13 protein-coding genes are annotated in these 16,509 nt (G+C 56.2%); 3 read left to right on the top strand and 10 right to left on the bottom strand.

What is annotated here, in order from left to right:
• Positions 1-3: 3 nt before the first annotated feature.
• The 9 genes from Q1B13_RS22105 to Q1B13_RS22065 form a co-directional block, all read right to left on the bottom strand.
• On the bottom strand, positions 4-3,189 hold the full coding sequence (locus Q1B13_RS22105) for an adenylate/guanylate cyclase domain-containing protein (protein ID WP_299084199.1): 3,186 nt from the start codon (positions 3,187-3,189) through the stop codon (positions 4-6).
• A gap of 135 nt (positions 3,190-3,324) precedes the next feature.
• Positions 3,325-4,248: an SMP-30/gluconolactonase/LRE family protein gene (locus Q1B13_RS22100; RefSeq protein WP_299084202.1), complete on the bottom strand. Its 924-nt coding sequence runs from the start codon at positions 4,246-4,248 to the stop codon at positions 3,325-3,327.
• 175 nt (positions 4,249-4,423) lie between these two features.
• Positions 4,424-5,218, bottom strand: a complete 795-nt coding sequence (locus tag Q1B13_RS22095; RefSeq protein ID WP_299084205.1) for a hypothetical protein — start codon at positions 5,216-5,218, stop codon at positions 4,424-4,426.
• Positions 5,219-5,338: 120 nt separating this feature from the next.
• The gene (locus Q1B13_RS22090; protein WP_299084208.1) at positions 5,339-6,232 is read right to left on the bottom strand and encodes an RDD family protein; all 894 of its coding nucleotides are present in this window, start codon (positions 6,230-6,232) and stop codon (positions 5,339-5,341) included.
• Positions 6,229-7,224, bottom strand: a complete 996-nt coding sequence (locus tag Q1B13_RS22085) for a stage II sporulation protein M (RefSeq protein ID WP_299084211.1) — start codon at positions 7,222-7,224, stop codon at positions 6,229-6,231. Before Q1B13_RS22085 ends, Q1B13_RS22090 begins: the two co-directional genes overlap by 4 nt.
• Entirely contained in the window at positions 7,224-8,486 is a 1,263-nt protein-coding gene (locus tag Q1B13_RS22080; RefSeq protein WP_299800467.1) for a DUF58 domain-containing protein, read from the bottom strand. The genes Q1B13_RS22085 and Q1B13_RS22080 overlap by 1 nt, the downstream gene beginning before the upstream one ends.
• 17 nt (positions 8,487-8,503) lie before the next feature.
• Positions 8,504-9,460 (bottom strand): MoxR family ATPase, encoded by a 957-nt coding sequence (locus Q1B13_RS22075; protein WP_299084216.1) that lies wholly within the window; start codon positions 9,458-9,460, stop codon positions 8,504-8,506.
• Positions 9,450-10,712, bottom strand: a complete 1,263-nt coding sequence (locus Q1B13_RS22070; protein ID WP_299800465.1) for a hypothetical protein — start codon at positions 10,710-10,712, stop codon at positions 9,450-9,452. Before Q1B13_RS22070 ends, Q1B13_RS22075 begins: the two co-directional genes overlap by 11 nt.
• A 38-nt stretch (positions 10,713-10,750) precedes the next feature.
• Positions 10,751-11,449 carry a hypothetical protein gene (locus tag Q1B13_RS22065; RefSeq protein WP_299084221.1) on the bottom strand — a complete coding sequence of 233 codons (699 nt, stop codon included), beginning with the start codon at positions 11,447-11,449 and terminating at the stop codon, positions 10,751-10,753.
• Between the two features lie 316 nt (positions 11,450-11,765).
• On the opposite strand from Q1B13_RS22065, the gene Q1B13_RS22060 reads away from it, so the two are divergent.
• Both Q1B13_RS22060 and Q1B13_RS22055 read left to right on the top strand, forming a co-directional pair.
• On the top strand, positions 11,766-13,760 hold the full coding sequence (locus Q1B13_RS22060; RefSeq protein ID WP_299084224.1) for a hypothetical protein: 1,995 nt from the start codon (positions 11,766-11,768) through the stop codon (positions 13,758-13,760).
• A 152-nt stretch (positions 13,761-13,912) separates the two neighbouring features.
• The gene (locus Q1B13_RS22055) at positions 13,913-15,160 is read left to right on the top strand and encodes a hypothetical protein (RefSeq protein WP_299084228.1); all 1,248 of its coding nucleotides are present in this window, start codon (positions 13,913-13,915) and stop codon (positions 15,158-15,160) included.
• A gap of 7 nt (positions 15,161-15,167) precedes the next feature.
• On the opposite strand, the gene Q1B13_RS22050 is transcribed toward Q1B13_RS22055, so the two are convergent.
• Positions 15,168-16,109 (bottom strand): YcaO-like family protein, encoded by a 942-nt coding sequence (locus Q1B13_RS22050; protein WP_299084231.1) that lies wholly within the window; start codon positions 16,107-16,109, stop codon positions 15,168-15,170.
• 68 nt (positions 16,110-16,177) lie between these two features.
• Here Q1B13_RS22050 and Q1B13_RS22045 point away from each other — a divergent pair, with 68 nt between their 5' ends.
• Complete coding sequence (locus tag Q1B13_RS22045) at positions 16,178-16,489, top strand: hypothetical protein (protein ID WP_298937749.1); 312 nt, start codon at positions 16,178-16,180, stop codon at positions 16,487-16,489.
• Positions 16,490-16,509: the final 20 nt, after the last annotated feature.

Genomic DNA, 16,509 nt, shown 5'->3' with positions numbered 1-16,509 from the left:
ACGTCACTTTAGTTCGGCCAGCGCCTTGTCGATCCGGGTCAGCATCGGTGTCTGACCCGCTGTTTCCACGACGACGCGGGCTTTGGTCAGGTGTTCGATGGCCGGCAATCTCTTTTTGTTTGCCTTGTAGAGCAATCCCATAATCATATCGCAGCGGGCAACATAATGCCCCTGGTCGTCAAATTGCGGATTGCGCCGTACCTCATCAATCATCGCGATCAGTTCTTTTTTGCCGAACAACATGACACGCATGATGGATCTGAAGTTCCTAAGGAGAACGCCAGGTGAGCCGCCGCCTTCACCTGTAAGAATTGCTAAGTACATCTCACACAGGAAAAGACGAGCCCAATCGGCAGCAACCTTAGTCCCTTCATCAGTGCGTTTCTGGATGGCGTTTTCAATCTGACGCAGGCCGTCAGCGACTTGACCATTCAGGGCATACGCAACACCCAACATCGTTGCGGGGCCCACAGTGAACAGGCTCCAACCTTTTGCATCGCAACTGCGAATGTGGCGTTGCACAGCTTCAATTGCGTCCGGTTTCTCAAGTGGCACCATGGCGCCAATTCTTGCAGCTTCGGCAATTGCCAGTTCGAATTCGACCTGCGACGCCGCGCGTGCCTCCTCTGCCATGGCCAGTGCCAGTTCATAGTCATCCGTGACCATGGCAATCAAGGCTTTCATTGCGGTCCCGTAACCCAAGGATCGCGGATCGTTTTTGGCTTTGCCCAGCTCGATCATCCGGTCTGAGGTCGCATGCGCACGTGCAACACGTCCGCGGGTCAGCTCGTTCCAGCCGACGGTCGCAAGGAAGAAGTTCTGAATATAGGCGTCGTCTATTCTTTGAAGCTCGTGTTCAATGATGCGTTTTTTGGCATCAAAAAGCTCGTTTTCAATGGGTGAGAAATAGATCGAAACCGACAGCTCGTTCACCATCGCATATGCTCGGGAAGCCGGATCGCCCAGACGTTCGGCCATGCCCGTCAGTTCCTGCTGGATAAAGTGCGCCTCGCGGTATTTGCCGTTGCAGACTAGGCAGGACACGTAGTGGTGCAGGAACAATGCGTGATGCGGTGTATCTCCGACTTGCGCAAGGATCGGTCGAACTGTTTCGGCGAGATCAATGATCGATTTCACGCGCAGGGAAATATTCGCACACAGCGCGAAACTGGCCAGAAACTCGGTAAACTGTTCTTTCGACGCGCAGCTTGGGTCATTTTGGAACAAGTTGAGCGCTGACACAAAGTACCTGTTCGCTTCGTCCAGCGAATAGACACCCAAGCTCTTGTCACCGGCCATGGCGCTGTATCGAAACGCTTGATCCGTTCGATCTGTTTGTCCGTAGTGATAGGCCAGAGTTTCCGCTGTTTCGTGAAGACGATTTGCATTGCGCGATGCCAGCGCATCGGCAATCGCCAGATGCAATTCGCACCGGCGTGAAGACACAAGGCTTTGATACACGGAATCCCGCAACAACACGTGTTTGAAAACGTAGTCTGATGAATTCGCCTCGCGGTAAATCACATCCTCGGACTGTAACCGCTGCAGGGTTGTCCCGGTTTCCTCGGTGTTCTCGACCAGTTGAGACAACAATCCGGGATCAAATCTGCGCCCGATAACGGCGGCAGCTTGCAACAGGTCATGGTCTTCTGGTTGCAGGCGTTCCATTCTGGCGGTCAGCAGGCTGCGCATACTGTCTGGCAGACCGGTTTCCATCAATTGTGTGTCTAGAACAGCCTCGTTGTTTTTAACCTGCAATGCGCCCTGATCCAGCAAGAAACTCAGGATTTCCTCGCCAAATAAGGGGTTTCCCCCAGCGCGTTCGGTCAGCTGCAGGGCCAAACCGTCCGGCAACGTGTCGACACCCAGCCGCGCCCGCGCTAGCTGGGCAAAGTCCTCAACGCCCAGCGGCTTCAATTCGATGGTTGTGACACCGGGCCAGCCCACCCAATCTGGCGTGTACTCGGGGCGTCGGGTCTGAATGATGAGCAGGTTTGACAGCGTCTCAACTTCGATCAGATTGCGCAGTACCTCTTCTGATGCGCTGTCGATCCAGTGACTGTCTTCGAACAGCAGGATGACTTTTTGCTTGGCACATCTGGCCTTGAGCAGAACCGGCAGCAGTTCTCGCGTGCGCAAGCCGATTAGAACGCCGTCAAGCCCATCCAGCACCCCTGGCGGCGGAGTAAGCCCAAAGAGATTGAGCACCAAGGCCTGGTTCTCGTGGGAGTAAACGCCCCAGGTTTTCAGCCCGGATTCAACCTTTTGCGCAACTCTGATGGGGTCGTCGCGATCCCGAATCTTAAATGTGTTTCGAAGGATTTCGAGGATGGGAAGATACGGAGTTTGCTGACCATCGGCGAAACAATATCCGGTCAGGATCAGCGCGTCTTCGCGTCGTAGTTGCTGCAGAAACTCAAAAACAAGGCGCGTTTTACCCAACCCGGGTTCCGCGACCAGATCTATGACAGAGAGGGCGCGGCGTGCCCGGGCCAGCGCATGAGACATGCCATTTAGCTCGGGCTCTCGCCCCACATAACCGCTCAGACCTTTCGCGACAGATGCGTCAAACCGTGTCGCATCCTGATGGATAGATTGCAGCTGCCAGAGCTTTTGGGGTTTGGTCAGGCCCTTGACCTGATGCTCGCCAAAAAAACTCAGATCTGTCACCCATTCGACCAAACTGCGCGTTGTGTCGCAAATCAGGGGATGGCCCGGAGTCGCAAGGTTTTCGATCCTGGAGGCAAGATTGACTGTGCTACCGACGGCTGTGGCCGGGCTGCCATCTCCTTGGACCGCAGCCATAAGCACATTGCCTGAACTGATGCCCACGCGCATTACGGGTCGGACGCCAAAGCGGGCCTCAATATCATCAGCGGCGGCTGCAAATGAGGCGTTGATCGACACTGCCGCACGGCAGGCACGTAAAGCGGGGTCTTCCAATGCATCAGGAATACCGAACAGCGCCATGATGCTGTCTCCGGCAAAGTCACGGACCGTGCCGCCATGTTCTTCGACCGCGCCGACAAGTTTCTCGTAGGTGAGACGAACAAATTCCAGAGACTGCTCTTCGCCCAGTTCAGCTATGATTGCCGTGTACCCGACCATATCGGCAAACAGCACAGAGACCTGGCGCTTTTGCCCCAAGTCTGCAGTTGCCTTAGCTGATATCCCCGAAATGTCCCCCATATCGGCCAATGGTTTACAACACTGCGCCGTTCCTCGCTAGCGCTAGCTGTCATATTGACGCAAAGGTTAAGTCAAATGCCAGCTATTTTGTCACGCATTTTGGTGCCACACCCAAAATGCGCGGCCGAAAACGGGTCAGGCTGTATACTCAAGTTTCAAACCGGGGCGTGGCCATCTGGTTCTGTAGATTTTTCCAGTGCTCGAGGCGGTTATCCACAGGTCGCGCATGTCATCGCCGCCGAAACACAAGTTTGTCGTGAACAGATCCGGGATCGCTACATGTTCGGTTGTGCCATCTGGGCTAAAGACTGTGATACCGCCGTTGAAGATCGTTCCGACGCAGACGCGACCGCATTCTTCGACCTTGAGACTGTCCAGCCACTGATATCCGGGCAGTGTTTGCACCACATTTCCGGGCATGCCGTGGATCGGACCCGGCTCTACCTGACCGGGACCAGTGATCTTCATGGCCCAGAGCCTGCCGTAGACAGTGTCTGAGACATAGACAGTCTTGCCATCAGGTGACAGCCCGACACCGTTCGGCATTGGTATCGTTGCCGCTTTGATCAGGGTCTTTCCGTCGATTGTTGCGTAGTACAGCCCGCCATATCGCGTCGATTCCTCATCCTCGATCCCTGTATCGGTGAACCAGAACCCACCGGCGCTGTCGAAAACAATATCATCCGGAGCGATCAGGCGCTTGCCTTCATACGAGTCGAACAGTTGCTTGACCTCTCCTGTGCCAAGATCAACCCTATGCACAGAACCGCCCTTATAGTTCGGGCGTATCGGCGCTGGGACGGTGATCTGATCGGGGCCAAAAGGTACAAAGCTGTAAACGCCACCATTGTTGCAGACATAGGCGGCGCCATCCGGTCCGATGGCGACGCCATTTGGGCCACCCGGAATTTCGGCAACGACGCTGACCTTCCCGTCTGTTCCCAGGCGCGCAAGCGTTTCTTCTTTGATGTCCACGAACAAAACCGATCCGTCGTTCATGGCCACCGGGCCTTCGGGGAATCCTAAACCGCTACACAGCTCAACCAATTCCAATGTCATATCATCTCTCCCACGGCCGTTGAATGTCAGGTAGCCTGTCCGGCTACGATTATGAAAACACGTCACCTTCCAACCCAAAGGGCTAAAAGGTCAAGTTTGGTTTTGATTTGGTAAGCGCAAATATACGAAAACCCACGGCAGGATCACCTGCCGTGGGTCTGTATTTCAAAAGAAGCTACTTAAAAACGTCCGCAAGATCCGAAACGCTGACGCCTTCTTTGATCTCTTTTAGGCGAGCAAAGATCAGCGCAATCGCGACACTCGTCCAGCCATAAGCAATCGCGTTGAGCGCGGCTTCGAAGAACAACCAAGGACCAGGCGTTGGTGACAAGGCACCCTGAACGGGATTTCCGCCCACCAATGCAAGAAGAAATCCAAGAACAAAAGACACCAGCATGACGCACAGGAAAACAAGAACCAGTGTTCCGGCAATAGGCCACCTGTAGTCTTTGGTCAGACTTGCGCTGCGCCGCAATGCGCCAAATCCGGCACCCTCAATCACAATAGCGGGGACGACAACCGAAAAAACAGCGTACAACCAAAGCCCGGGAATGATAACAAAGAGCGTTCCCCCCAAAATAACGAAAGCCGTGACGATCGAAAGGATGGCGATTGCAGGCAAGTTGCTGAGCGCGGCCGAAAAGTACTGTCCGATGCGCGCCGATCGTGCCAGCTTCGTGTCGTAAGCCAACTGGATGACCATTGCCGTCGTCACGGCGGCAGCGACCAACGAGATCAATCCGACCGCGATCATTGTCACTGCGAATCCGCCCCAGTCAAAACTGCTGCCTGGTACGGTCTCGAATGACGTATCCAGCGAATAGGTATTCAGTATGACATCGATAAGTGCCGGGATGAATCCCAACAAAATGACGATATGGATTTTTTTGAAGAAGATCGAAAACGTATCGCTGACAACAGTGCCGACGCCAAATGGAACATGCATTCCGGGGTTAACAGTATCCGTCATTTTAACACCCTAAACTAACAATTGCTTTTCTGAGACCGATAAAGCCGCTTTGGAGGTATCACCTGCAAGCAGAAAAAGTACGGCCGACTTCTTCCTTAGGTAAAATTGCAACATGGCGTCTTATTCCTGATCAGGTGATGCAGCGTGATGTTTATCCTGACGTTTGTCTCCGAACAGTTGGCGTTGTTCCAGGAACGCGCGCTGGGCCTTGTAGAAAGCTTCGAGAAAGGCTTGTTGATGCTCGGGGCGGACCGGCTCGGCGTAGTCGATCTTGCGTCGCACCTGCACGATGATTGCGGCCAACGTTTCTTTGTGGCGCTTGTAGGCGTCTGGTCCCTTGGCGCGATTTGAACTGCGCAGGACTCCTTCCAAAGTTTGCAGCTCGAACGCGCCGTAATGCTCCAACTGATGCGTGAGGAATTGAAACGAAGGTTGTGCAGCTGATGGCGGGCGCATGGTCTTGGACATGTCCGGCAGCAGAAACGGTTTCGGCAGGTGAATCACATAGGTTCCCGCAATAATGTCGCCCAGACGCTGCCGGCGCCGGTTGAACAACGGCACGGCCAGAACGCCCATCACCCAGATCAGAGACAGGATCGAAGGCACAAGGGCTTCGGTACTCAGGGTCAGCACCAGGGTGCCGGGCAGAAAGATCTCGGCCTCTTTCATCAGATTGCGCACGACCAAAGACTGAGTGGTCAGGGCTTGGCCATCGGCAGAAACGACTTTGATCTTCATCAGCCGCTTTCCCACTGTCTGGCCGTTCCAAAGCAATTCAGACGCCGCGTAGTAGGGGATGCGGATGAAGAAAAACAACATGCTTGCGACGGCGATCGCTGTTGTTGGCGTGGCAAGATTCAATGCCAAAACCAGAAGAAAGATGGCAACGGCGCCTGCGCCTGTGATCAGCAAATCCGTGAACTGGGCTGCAAGCCGAACGCCGATGCCGCCGACCCGGAAATACAGGGGCACACCTTCAGGTGATAAAAGACGATCCAGGGCTGCCTGGCTCATGATCGCTTTCTCCCGCCCAAAACAAACCAAAGCAACCACAGCCCACCGACGCCCCAGCCGATTGCAATGCGCGTCGAGCGATCCTGCACAAGCTGGCGCCCGAACCCTTCCAGCAGGGCCGCGACCACCAGCATCAGCGCGGCGATCAATGCCAGCTTGACCGCAGTGTGGCCCGCCGCACGCAACGCGGCGCGACGTGTCTGTTGTCCGGGAAAGAGCACAGCAAGCCCAAGCTGCAAACCTCCGGCGCTGGCGATGCAAATCGCTGACAGCTCGGTTACGCCGTGTATGGAGAGCCAGCCAAACATATCCCAGCCCAACCCGCGATCAATGTGCAGAGCGTAAAACACCCCCAAGATCAGACCGTTGTAAAAGGTCAGCAATATTGTCGGCGCGCATAAGAATGCGCCCAGGCCAAATACAAAGATCGCAATGCGCGTGTTATGCGAAAACAAATAGGTGGCGAAAGCACCAAGACCTGTGCTTGAGTCTTCACCGTAGATTTGTGCCCGTAAGTACTCGGTGCTTGCATCCGGACCGCGCCCGCCGGACAGTTCAGTCGGCATGAAAACGTAGAACCATTCGGGGTTGTCAAAGTAGAAAAAATACCCGGCGATTGCACCGGCTCCCATGCAAAGAAAGCCCAACGCGACAACGCGCCAGGATGCGCGCATCGCCTGCGGTCCGCCTGCCGTCAGAAACTTTCGGATGATCCCGCCAAGTCGCTGCTGCGGGGCATAGACACTCAGATAGGCGCGGCTGGTCAGCGCCTCGAGATATTCGAGCAATCCCCGGTCCAGCGAAATCTCACGCGCGATCGAGAGCGAGGTGGTCGCCTGCCGGTATAGATCCGCAAGATCGCGTGCTTCCTGAAAGCTCATGCGATGCAGGCCCTGACTTTCGGCCTTGTCAACGAGATCCGACAGCTTTCGCCAGTCGTCTTCACGTTCCTGACGAAACCGGGCAGAGCGGATCAGATCGGCGTCGGACATCAGATCATTTCTCGCGCTTTGATTTCCAGATAGGTTGAAATCAGCCGGGCGGAGACATTATCCGGTTCCGCGTCAATAACGGTAACCCCGATCTGGTGTAGCCGTTCCAGCACAAGTCGGCGTTCCTGCAGCAGCTGCCCGGTGGACACGGTTTCAGCCACGTCGTTCATGTCCTGAGGTGCTGCGTTAACCTGCGTTTCAAGGATGGGGTCGCGCAGTGTGACGAAAACGATCAGGTGCCGTTTTGCCAGAACGCGGACATTTTCCACCATCAGCTCGGCCGATGTGGTGTCGACGAAATCAGAAAATACGATGATCAGGCTGCGTTTGGGGGTGCGTCCGTTCAATTCGGTCATGGCTAGGGTGTGATTGCTCTCGACGCTTTCATAGCTCAGTTCGGCGGTTCGACTGCGCAGGCGGGTAAAGGCTGTGCGTCCGGGTTCGGGAGGAAGAAACAGACGGGGCTTGGCATCGTAGGCATAGAGGCCAACCAGATCTCCGCCGATGGTCGCGGCCCATGCGGTTGCCAGGGCGGCGGTGATGGCATGGTCAATCTTGGGCAGCCCCGCGATTTCCTCACGCATCTGATATCCGTTGTCCAGCGCGATGATCACGTGGTGATTGCGCTCGGCCCGAACCTCTTTTGCGACCAGCGAGCGATGCCGGGCGGACCGCTTCCAATCGATCGAACCGGCATCCATGCCGGGAACAAAATCGCGCAACTGGTGAAACTCTGTACCCTCACCGATGGCGCGGTTTTCCTTTACGCCGAACAATCTGGACTGAACCGTCGTGGAAATCCCGCCCGATTGGATTTGGCGAATGTTGGGAACGACCGTGACTTCAAGACCAAAGGCGATTTTTGGAACAAATTCGAACAACCTAAGCCGCGACGCCCATGTCAGCCACAGATTGGAAAGCCTCCATGTCCCACGCCGTATCGCGCGAAAGCGGATTTGCGAGCGCTGAACGGACAGATCGATATTCTCTGGGCCTTGCAACCCTTCGGGCCAGCCCAGTTGCCCGCGCATGCCGGGGCCCGTGGGGGTTATGTTTATCTCGATCTGACTGTCTTCCCCGACAAAGACATCCCCCAAAGGCTCAACGGTGACCGACCGGCGGCGCGGCCAGGACAACAAAAGATCGCAAATCGCCAGCAAGCAAAGAACGACCCACGGCAATCCCGCAATGGGGCGCGTTGCATCCCCCATTACCACCGCAAGCAGGCTAAGGCCAAGCGCCACACAGGCCGCAATCAGCAATATGCGTGATGGGCGGATCAGCGGGGCGCCTCGATCTGGTTGAGGATGTTTTCCAGCACCTGCCTTGCCCCACGCCCCTCGATTTCGGCCGAGGGGCTAAGTACAATACGATGCTGCAGGGCATGGATTATCAGGTTCTTGACGTCATCCGGGATTGCGAAATCGCGCCCGTTGAGGGCGGCTGCGGCGCGCGCTGCACCCGCAATGGCATCCGCAGCACGTGTAGAGGCGCCAAAGGCAATATCCGCGCTTTCCCGGGTCGCCCGTACCAAGCGCAGGATATAGGCCAGAATATCGTCATCCAAGACGATACCATCAATCAGCTTTCGTGCCTCTGCCATCATTTCCCCGTCCAGCAGGGGGTTCACGGTTTGGGTCGTGCTTAGGAAATCCAATGGCTCGGCCGCGTGCTGGCGCAGGATCGACAATTCGACGTCTTCCGGTGGGAAGGTCAGGTTCACCTTGAACAGAAACCGGTCAAGCTGGGCCTCGGGCAGTGGGTAAGTGCCTTGCTGCTCGATCGGGTTTTGGGTGGCAACGACGATGAATTCGGCGCCCAGCGAGTGATCGGTTCCGTCGATTGTCACCATACGTTCGTTCATCGCTTGCAGCAGCGCTGCCTGCGTTTTTGGCGGCGCCCGGTTGATTTCATCCGCCAGAAGGATCTGGCTGAAGACAGGTCCTTTGGTCAGTACAAATTCGCTGGTCTGAAAGTTGTAGATAGATGTGCCCAGAACATCCCCGGGCATCAGATCCGGCGTGAACTGGATGCGCCCGAATTCGAGGTTCAGCGCGCCGGCAAAGCTGCGGGCGAGCAGGGTTTTGGCGGTGCCCGGCGGACCTTCGAGCAGGACGTGACCACGGGCGAAAAGTGCCGTCAGCAGCAGGTCAACCGCCTCCTGCTGGCCTTGGACAACTTTGCCGATCTCCGCCCTCAGGGCCTCGGCATGGGCAAACAATTCATCAAGCGTCATCGGCAAGTTGCTCCAGTATCAATTCAAATTGGTCTACATATTCTATGGCGTCATCGGCGCTGATATGTGGCGGCAATGCCCGGATTGCCTGGATCAGGTCATCCAGACGAGAGGCCAGTTCAGGCCGTCTGGCGTGAACGAATTTCAGATAGGTCTGTTCCGGTGAACCCCTTGTGTTGTGCGTTGTGCCAAACACCTTCGCTGCCCGGGCGCGTAGTCTGGTGTCGATAAAATCGGACAGCAAGGCGCCGTCCTGATCGGTCAACCGCATCAGCCGTGCACGCACCCTGTTGGCCGTTCGCTTTCCCGTACCCAACCCGGATTGAGGATCGGCAATTGGCCCACTGCGAATGCCGCCGCGCCAAATTGCCAGCGCCAGAAGGAGACCTGCGCCAACCCACAGAACCACAAAAGGGGGCTCAAACAGGCGTTTCAAATCCTCCCAGGTGCGCTCACGCTCGATCACCTGCTCGGGTTCCGTCAGCCAGTTCTCGTCGCTGTAGTCGATGATGATCCGATGCTCACCTGCGATCTCAGGCAAAAGCTGCGCAGCGATCCCGGCGTTGTCCCCCAGAACCAGTCCGTGATTGTTCAATAGATCGGGGTCGGACAGAACGTGTACTTTTTCTCCGGTGCCCGACAGAGGGCAGGCCCCAAGCAGCATAGCTCCCTCACGGCCTAACACAGGTTCGCAGCCACGCCCCTCGAACGTCTGAGCGGCATAGATACGCGCGACGAGGCTCCGATCTGAAGCGAGCGAAAACTCTGAAAACGGAGTTCGGGCAAAGGACAGCGGTCCGACCTCGGACCCGACGATTTGATGAAGCACTTCTTGGGTATTTGCGCCGCGCACGATCAGAAAGGGGTGCGCAAGTCCGGTCAGCCGCATTCCGCTGCGCCATTTCGGCAGGATCACAAGGCTGGGAACAGACAATGCCTTTTCACGGATGACATCGACCTGTTGGTCGAACTCATCCGATTGCAGCAACAGCTCATCTTTGGTCTTGGCTGCGCTGCGTTCCGTGTCTGGATGGGCATCATACACCGGCTGGATCAACAACCCGACCGTATTGCGATTCAGTGGCCACCCTCCGGCAAAGCTCTGTGCCGCGTGGTTTTGATCCTTGAGCCAGTACTCCAACCCGTCGAACCCGCTTGCCGAGTCGCGCAATGCGTATTGCCGTCCCGCCGTGAAATACAGGAAGATTCCAACGCAGAGCGCGACCACCACGCCGACGATAATCCAATCCATTCTGACCCGGCCTGTGGGTTCAAATCCGGTGGCTTCTGTCACGCGCGGACCTCGCGCAGGATCGGTCGAATGCGATCCAGCAGGCTGCGGAAATCGACTTCGCTGATCGAACGGTGGCCGAAATTCACCCGTTCGCTCTCAAGAACAAGCGCGCGCAGGTCTGCAATGTACCAAAGGTTTTGTGGCAGGCTGCGCAGCGCCTCACGATGCGTCCAGCTGCGTTTGAACAACACCTCATTGGCGGTCAGACATTTACCAAGCGCAAGCTGCGCCAGCCCGGCAACTGCCTGATCGCGGTTTTCTATGCGCAGGATCGCCTCCAAATCAGGTGTTTCCTCACTACCCAGCTGTTCGCCGGTGGGCTTGCGCCCGCCTTTGCGCTGCGCGTTTTCCGAGGATGACCCGAAAGCTACAGAGGTTCCACCGGCACCGAAATAGACAAACAGAACCAGAAAAATCAGAACGATTGCCGAAACACCCACCACCACCCAACGGTTGTCCAATGTCACTGACTGGCGTCGTTCGGTTTCCGGCGTAAACCGTGTGTCCAGTGGTGGGGCAGGGCGCGACGGATCGAAATAGACGACCTCCGTGTCAATTCCGCGGTAACGGACGGCCTTTAGGTACTCTTGCCCAGATTCACTGATATCGACCCCCGAAAGCGCAGCTTCCTGTGCGTTGGCAGGTGACAAGACGCACACGAAACAGGAGACAATCGGGACCCAAAGAAACTTCATCGTCGTATCGATAGTCCACTCTCGTTTTGCACGCAACAACCTCAGTTTGGTTCACTCAGTGATTGTCTGAAGCCCACTGTGCAGCTCTTTTCACGGACATCTTTTCAACTAGTTGTGGCGACTTTTTGACGGCTGGCTGATCGAAGCGCCGCCATGCCTGAACGTGCCTAGCTGATTCTGTGACCTAAAACTCAGCCGTTGATCTAAAGGTTAGATTAAATTTAACAAAATTAATATGTTAGATGCGATCATAACCTGCAGTCACGTTCTGGTAACGCAACGATGGCACCTGTTCGACGTCGATCAGGAGGACATCATGCCGCGACCCACCGCCCCTACTCAGCCATGGCCTAAGCCGGACGAATTCAACCCCGCGGCAAATAGCAGTCAGCGCCGCGTGGCGCCTTTGCTGAACAATGCCTCGGCGGCCGTGGCAGCGCATAATGGCGAGGCTGATACATTTGCAGGCTCCTGGCCCACGAGTTTCTCGAAGGGCTTGCCACATGATGCGCACGGTATCGTCGATGCGCAGGCCTATTCCGAGTTTCTCGAGGAAGTCGCTGATCCGACCTATACGGACAACGCTGGAAATCGGGTGGCTCTATTTGACATGCCTGCATATTCCGGGCCTTTTCGCACTAAGCCGACCACAGGGTGCGCTGACTTCCTTTGGCGCGCGTGGGAAAGCCCGATTTCGGGCCATCCGTTTGGTTTCACAGGGCCTGACGCTGGTGCATTGGGTATCGCGCCGGCGCCTCGTCTCGGCTCGGATGAACTGGCCGCTGAAATGGCCGAGCTTTATGCGATGGCGTATCTGCGGGACGTGCCTTTTGAGGCGATCCGCGAAGGCGCTCAGGGTGCGGATAAAGTGGTGTCGGCGCTTGGGCAAATGGCTTGGTTCCAGAGTGACGCCAGCCCAAAGGATGCCGACGGTGAACGTCTCAGCAAAGTGTCTGAGGCACGGCGTGTTCGGGATGGTGGCGCTCTGACGACGCAAAGTCTGTTCCGTGGATCAAGCCAGGGTTGTGCCCAAGGGCCGTACGTCTCACAGTTTTTGCTGCAAGGTCAGGAGCGGTTGGCTGACTGTAAAGTGACATCCGCACAGCAGCTATCTGATCAGCCCGATATGTCGCCAGTTCTGCGACGAAACGGTCTGTCTCCGTTTGGTGCGCTTAGGATCGATCAGCGGATCGATCCACAAACGGCCGGCGTGGATTACATGCGCGACTGGGCGGAATGGTTGGATGTGCAGAACGGTGCAGACACAACAGCCGAGCAAGCTATTGATGCCGAGGGTCTAAAGCTTATCGAAACGCCTCGAGACCTCGCGTGCTATGTTCATTCCGAGACCACCTGCCAGGCCTACCTGAACGCATGTCTGCTTTTGCTCAGCTGGGGTGCAACCGTAGATGAGGGTTTGTCTGCCTCGGGAACTGATTGTCGTCGTGATGCCGTGACCTGGGCGGGGCCGCGTACCCTGACACTGCTAGCCGAGACAGCGACCCGGGCCCTGCGGGCCGTCAAAAACCAGACATTCCAGGTGCACAACAGGGCGCGCCCGGAAAAGCTTGGCAGCATCGCAAGTCTTGTGGCGAATGGTCATGGTGCGGTCCTTGGACGATCCCAGCCGCTGGCTAATGCACATCTGAGCAAGCTTGAGAGTGCAGCTAGTCGGGGGTTCAACTTGATGAGCGCCATCGCCAGAGCGCCGTCTGAACCGCGTTTTTCACACAACGTGAATTCGCAAAACGGACTTCCTGCGAACGATCGCAATCTTCTGTTGCCCATGGCTTATCCCGAGGGATCGCCCATGCATCCGTCTTATGGTGCAGCCCACGCAACAGTTGCCGGGGCTTGCGTAACGGTGCTCAAGGCCTTTTTCCGAACGCATAGCTCGGATGGAACCCGTCTGACGTTGGCCGATGCAGGTGCATATGCTGTCTATGTGCCCGAATCTGGCGGCAAGTCGCTTGTGCCGACAAAGCGACCTGAAGATGCCTTAGACAACCTCACACTGAATGGTGAGCTGAACAAGCTGGCCGCCAATATTGCGATCGGGCGCAGTATGGCGGGTGTGCATTACTACAGCGACTATTTCGAAAGCGTTCGCATGGGTGAACGGATTGCAGTCGGTATGCTGGCAGAGCACTTGGCCATGCAAAGCGAAAATTCAAAAGTCTCGATTGAGACTTTTGATGGTGATCGGCTCAGCATCATAGGTAGTGACGAACACGACAGCGAAATCCATGTCCAGAATAGCACGCCCGAATTGTGGTGGACTCGCCATCTGCCAGAGCAGGCAGGGTGGTGATCAATGCCAGAGGTCATCACCTTCTCAAGTAGGTTCGGATGGGTGTCGTGAATTTACCCCGCGCCGTTTCCGCGCCGAGGACTCCTGGGCGCGTTTGGGCCACGTCCGCGAACCTGCGGTCGTGCCTTTCTGAAATCAAACGGAATATCGAGATGCCTGTCTTTCAATCTCCAGGCCTAGCTGATCAGGGTGTAAATGAAGCTGCCCTGGCGGCCTGGAATGCGCGGGTCCAGACCCTGTTTAATGATTATGACGTTAGCCCGTTTTTGGTGTTGGACCCGCGCGATATCGAAGACACACAGACTTCTGATGAGTTCAAGTGGTCAGGCAGCCCACGCGAGCCATTGGATTGTTTGGGCGCCGAATTGGCAGAACGCGTATCGGATTTGGGTTGGTCCAGTCGGGTCGAGTTGCACAATGAATACCTCGAATACGCACTGGTGACGCGCCCTGATCTCACCGGCAGAATGCGCCCGAAACGTTTTGTTGCCACCACCGAGCTGATGGAGTGGTGGATGACCATGGCGGTGCATGATCTGGAGCATTTCCTGCATGTCGTCGCTTCGATCACGCGGTGCGCTTATAGCGCGCAAGAGCTGTTTGGCGTAACGGGCGAAGACTGGAAGGCGCTGGACATATCTGCACGTGTGGCCTGTTTTCATCAACGGTTGGTTGGTGCCGGGCGCGCGCAGCCGCCTGAGCATCCAATTAATGTTGAAAGTGTTTTGTTTATGTCCTCGGGCACGAACAGTTTGAGCGATCTGACCTCAGTGATGCATTTTGGGTCTTTCCCGTATCTGGTATTGCAAGAGGGTCAAAGTCGTCGGGCAAGACTTGACGAGATATTTACCCACGCAAACAGGCAGGATTTGTTCTGTCGCAGCGCACTGTCAACCGTAGCAAAAGGCGCATATGATTTGGCTTTGGTCGAAGGATCAGTGCCCCCAAAAGGCCGGGCGATGGCTTTTGCCGATCCACTGGGAATGTACATCCGATCCTTCCAGTCATCCGATCTTTTGCATGATGAAAAAAATGCCCCCAACGAATGGGTTCGGTTTTCGCGTGGGGTCGAGGGGATGCCAATGCGTCTGGAATTTGGGCCATCCGACGACGACCCAAGGTTTCTGGACGAGGTTTGTTTGGGTGCTGGCGTTACGACGCACCCGGTTTCAGGATACAGTCTTGCAAGCTTGATCGAGGTCGGGCCGCTGGTGAAAACCGCTGCTACGTCGCGCCCGATCACCAAAGTAGAACTGTCCGAGATACCCGCCGCTGAACCGGATGGGATTGTTTGTGGATTGCCTGGAACCCAGCGATGCAGGCAAATCTCAGAATTCGCGGATCAGTGCGAAAACGCGTCTCGTAGAAACGAGAAAGCCTTAAAGCAGCGAAACAACTAGAATGTGCCTAGACCGGTACAGCTTTGACCACCGGCAATGGAACCTCTGGCGCGGTCATATCAAACACAGCAACGGGGCGCCCCAAAGCCTTCGCCGCCGCAGTCAGAGCTTCGCCCAAAGTAGGATCCGGCGTCGCCCACTCGTTTGGATCAAATTCCGCTTGTGGGGCAACGGGCCGATCTGCGCGCGCGCCGCGGTACAGTTGAAACAGCCGTTTTTGTTCGGCATCCATCCCCTGTTGCGTGACGCCCGTGTGGTCCAGAGTGACCATGTTGCGCCACGACACAACGGCCTCAGACGTGGCACGCCAAATACCGCTTTCCAAATCGGCGGCGAATGCGGTCCCATAAGTGGGTCGGCCGCCATCCGGATCAGCGCAGACCGCGCGAAACAACATGCCAATGCCCGGGACCTCTGCCAGATGGATGTGCAGCTCACGCAGGTAGGTGCCCAGCCATTCAATCAGGTCCTGAGGCAAGAACGAACTGGGCAAAGCGAAGGTGTAGCCCAGCGGATCAAGTGCGTGTTCCAGGCATTCAAGAACTGCGCGCAGGGCCGCCGCTTCGTGCGTCGGACCAGCCGCCGCCCCCTTGGATGTGATCGTCTCATTGGTGCCCGGTGCGCCCAGCGCCAACGACTGAGTTGGCACGGTGTAGGTTTCCCCGTCCGATGCAATCAGGCTTTCGCCGGCATCAGGCGCGTCGGAACTGTATTGCAATGCATAGCGTTCAATGGCCTCAAATCCTGCCAGCCGCGCCGCGTCCCTGGCGGTGCGTGCTGTGCCGAAAGACACGCGATGCTCCATCGCGCCTTCCGGCGGCAGAGTTCCCGGTCGCAGCTTAATCAGACGGAAAGCCGTATGGATCGGCGCGCCGTCAGGAAATTCGGCAAAGGATGGTTTGGAAATGAGCCTTGCCGTCTCGGCCCGTTCAATCAGCGAGTCAGTCATTTTCATTTCCAGATACCAACACAAGGAGATATACAGATGATTGTGGTTCTAAGGGAAGGGATTTCGAAATGGCTCGATTGAAGCTTAAGCAAGATTTTTCAGTAAAAGACATAGGTTGCGAGGTTCTTCGAGCTGCACGCGCCCGTGCGCTGGGCGAGCGGGGCGAAGAGGAAAAAGCAGAAGGCAAAATCCGCGAAATGATCGCGGAGGGTGAACATTTGGACGTTACTTTTGTTTATGACTCGCAAAAGCGCATCAACATCATAATTCCCGACTTGAGCGACAAGATCGGTGATGACAAACCCGACTACGACTGCTGGTGCGACGACTTTGCATACGAAGCGATGGGTGGCATCGTCGTCTACGGTTGCGGTAAGTAAGAGAGGAATCTCAGCTTATC

The sequence above is a fragment of the uncultured Ruegeria sp. genome (genome assembly GCF_947489545.1).
Lineage (GTDB): Bacteria > Pseudomonadota > Alphaproteobacteria > Rhodobacterales > Rhodobacteraceae > Ruegeria.
Note: the sequence above shows the minus strand (reverse complement) of the source record. Positions and strands in the feature narration are given on the sequence as shown.

What these genes read in the sequence shown, in the direction of transcription:
- Q1B13_RS22105 (WP_299084199.1), bottom strand. Translation starts at nt 3,189, where the DNA reads ATGGGGGACATTTCGGGGATATCAGCTAAGGCAACTGCAGACTTGGGG.
- Q1B13_RS22100 (WP_299084202.1), bottom strand. Translation starts at nt 4,248, where the DNA reads ATGACATTGGAATTGGTTGAGCTGTGTAGCGGTTTAGGATTCCCCGAA.
- Q1B13_RS22095 (WP_299084205.1), bottom strand. Translation starts at nt 5,218, where the DNA reads ATGACGGATACTGTTAACCCCGGAATGCATGTTCCATTTGGCGTCGGC.
- Q1B13_RS22090 (WP_299084208.1), bottom strand. Translation starts at nt 6,232, where the DNA reads ATGAGCCAGGCAGCCCTGGATCGTCTTTTATCACCTGAAGGTGTGCCC.
- Q1B13_RS22085 (WP_299084211.1), bottom strand. Translation starts at nt 7,224, where the DNA reads ATGTCCGACGCCGATCTGATCCGCTCTGCCCGGTTTCGTCAGGAACGT.
- Q1B13_RS22075 (WP_299084216.1), bottom strand. Translation starts at nt 9,460, where the DNA reads ATGACGCTTGATGAATTGTTTGCCCATGCCGAGGCCCTGAGGGCGGAG.
- Q1B13_RS22070 (WP_299800465.1), bottom strand. Translation starts at nt 10,712, where the DNA reads ATGGATTGGATTATCGTCGGCGTGGTGGTCGCGCTCTGCGTTGGAATC.
- Q1B13_RS22065 (WP_299084221.1), bottom strand. Translation starts at nt 11,449, where the DNA reads ATGAAGTTTCTTTGGGTCCCGATTGTCTCCTGTTTCGTGTGCGTCTTG.
- Q1B13_RS22060 (WP_299084224.1), top strand. Translation starts at nt 11,766, where the DNA reads ATGCCGCGACCCACCGCCCCTACTCAGCCATGGCCTAAGCCGGACGAA.
- Q1B13_RS22055 (WP_299084228.1), top strand. Translation starts at nt 13,913, where the DNA reads ATGCCTGTCTTTCAATCTCCAGGCCTAGCTGATCAGGGTGTAAATGAA.
- Q1B13_RS22050 (WP_299084231.1), bottom strand. Translation starts at nt 16,109, where the DNA reads ATGACTGACTCGCTGATTGAACGGGCCGAGACGGCAAGGCTCATTTCC.
- Q1B13_RS22045 (WP_298937749.1), top strand. Translation starts at nt 16,178, where the DNA reads ATGGCTCGATTGAAGCTTAAGCAAGATTTTTCAGTAAAAGACATAGGT.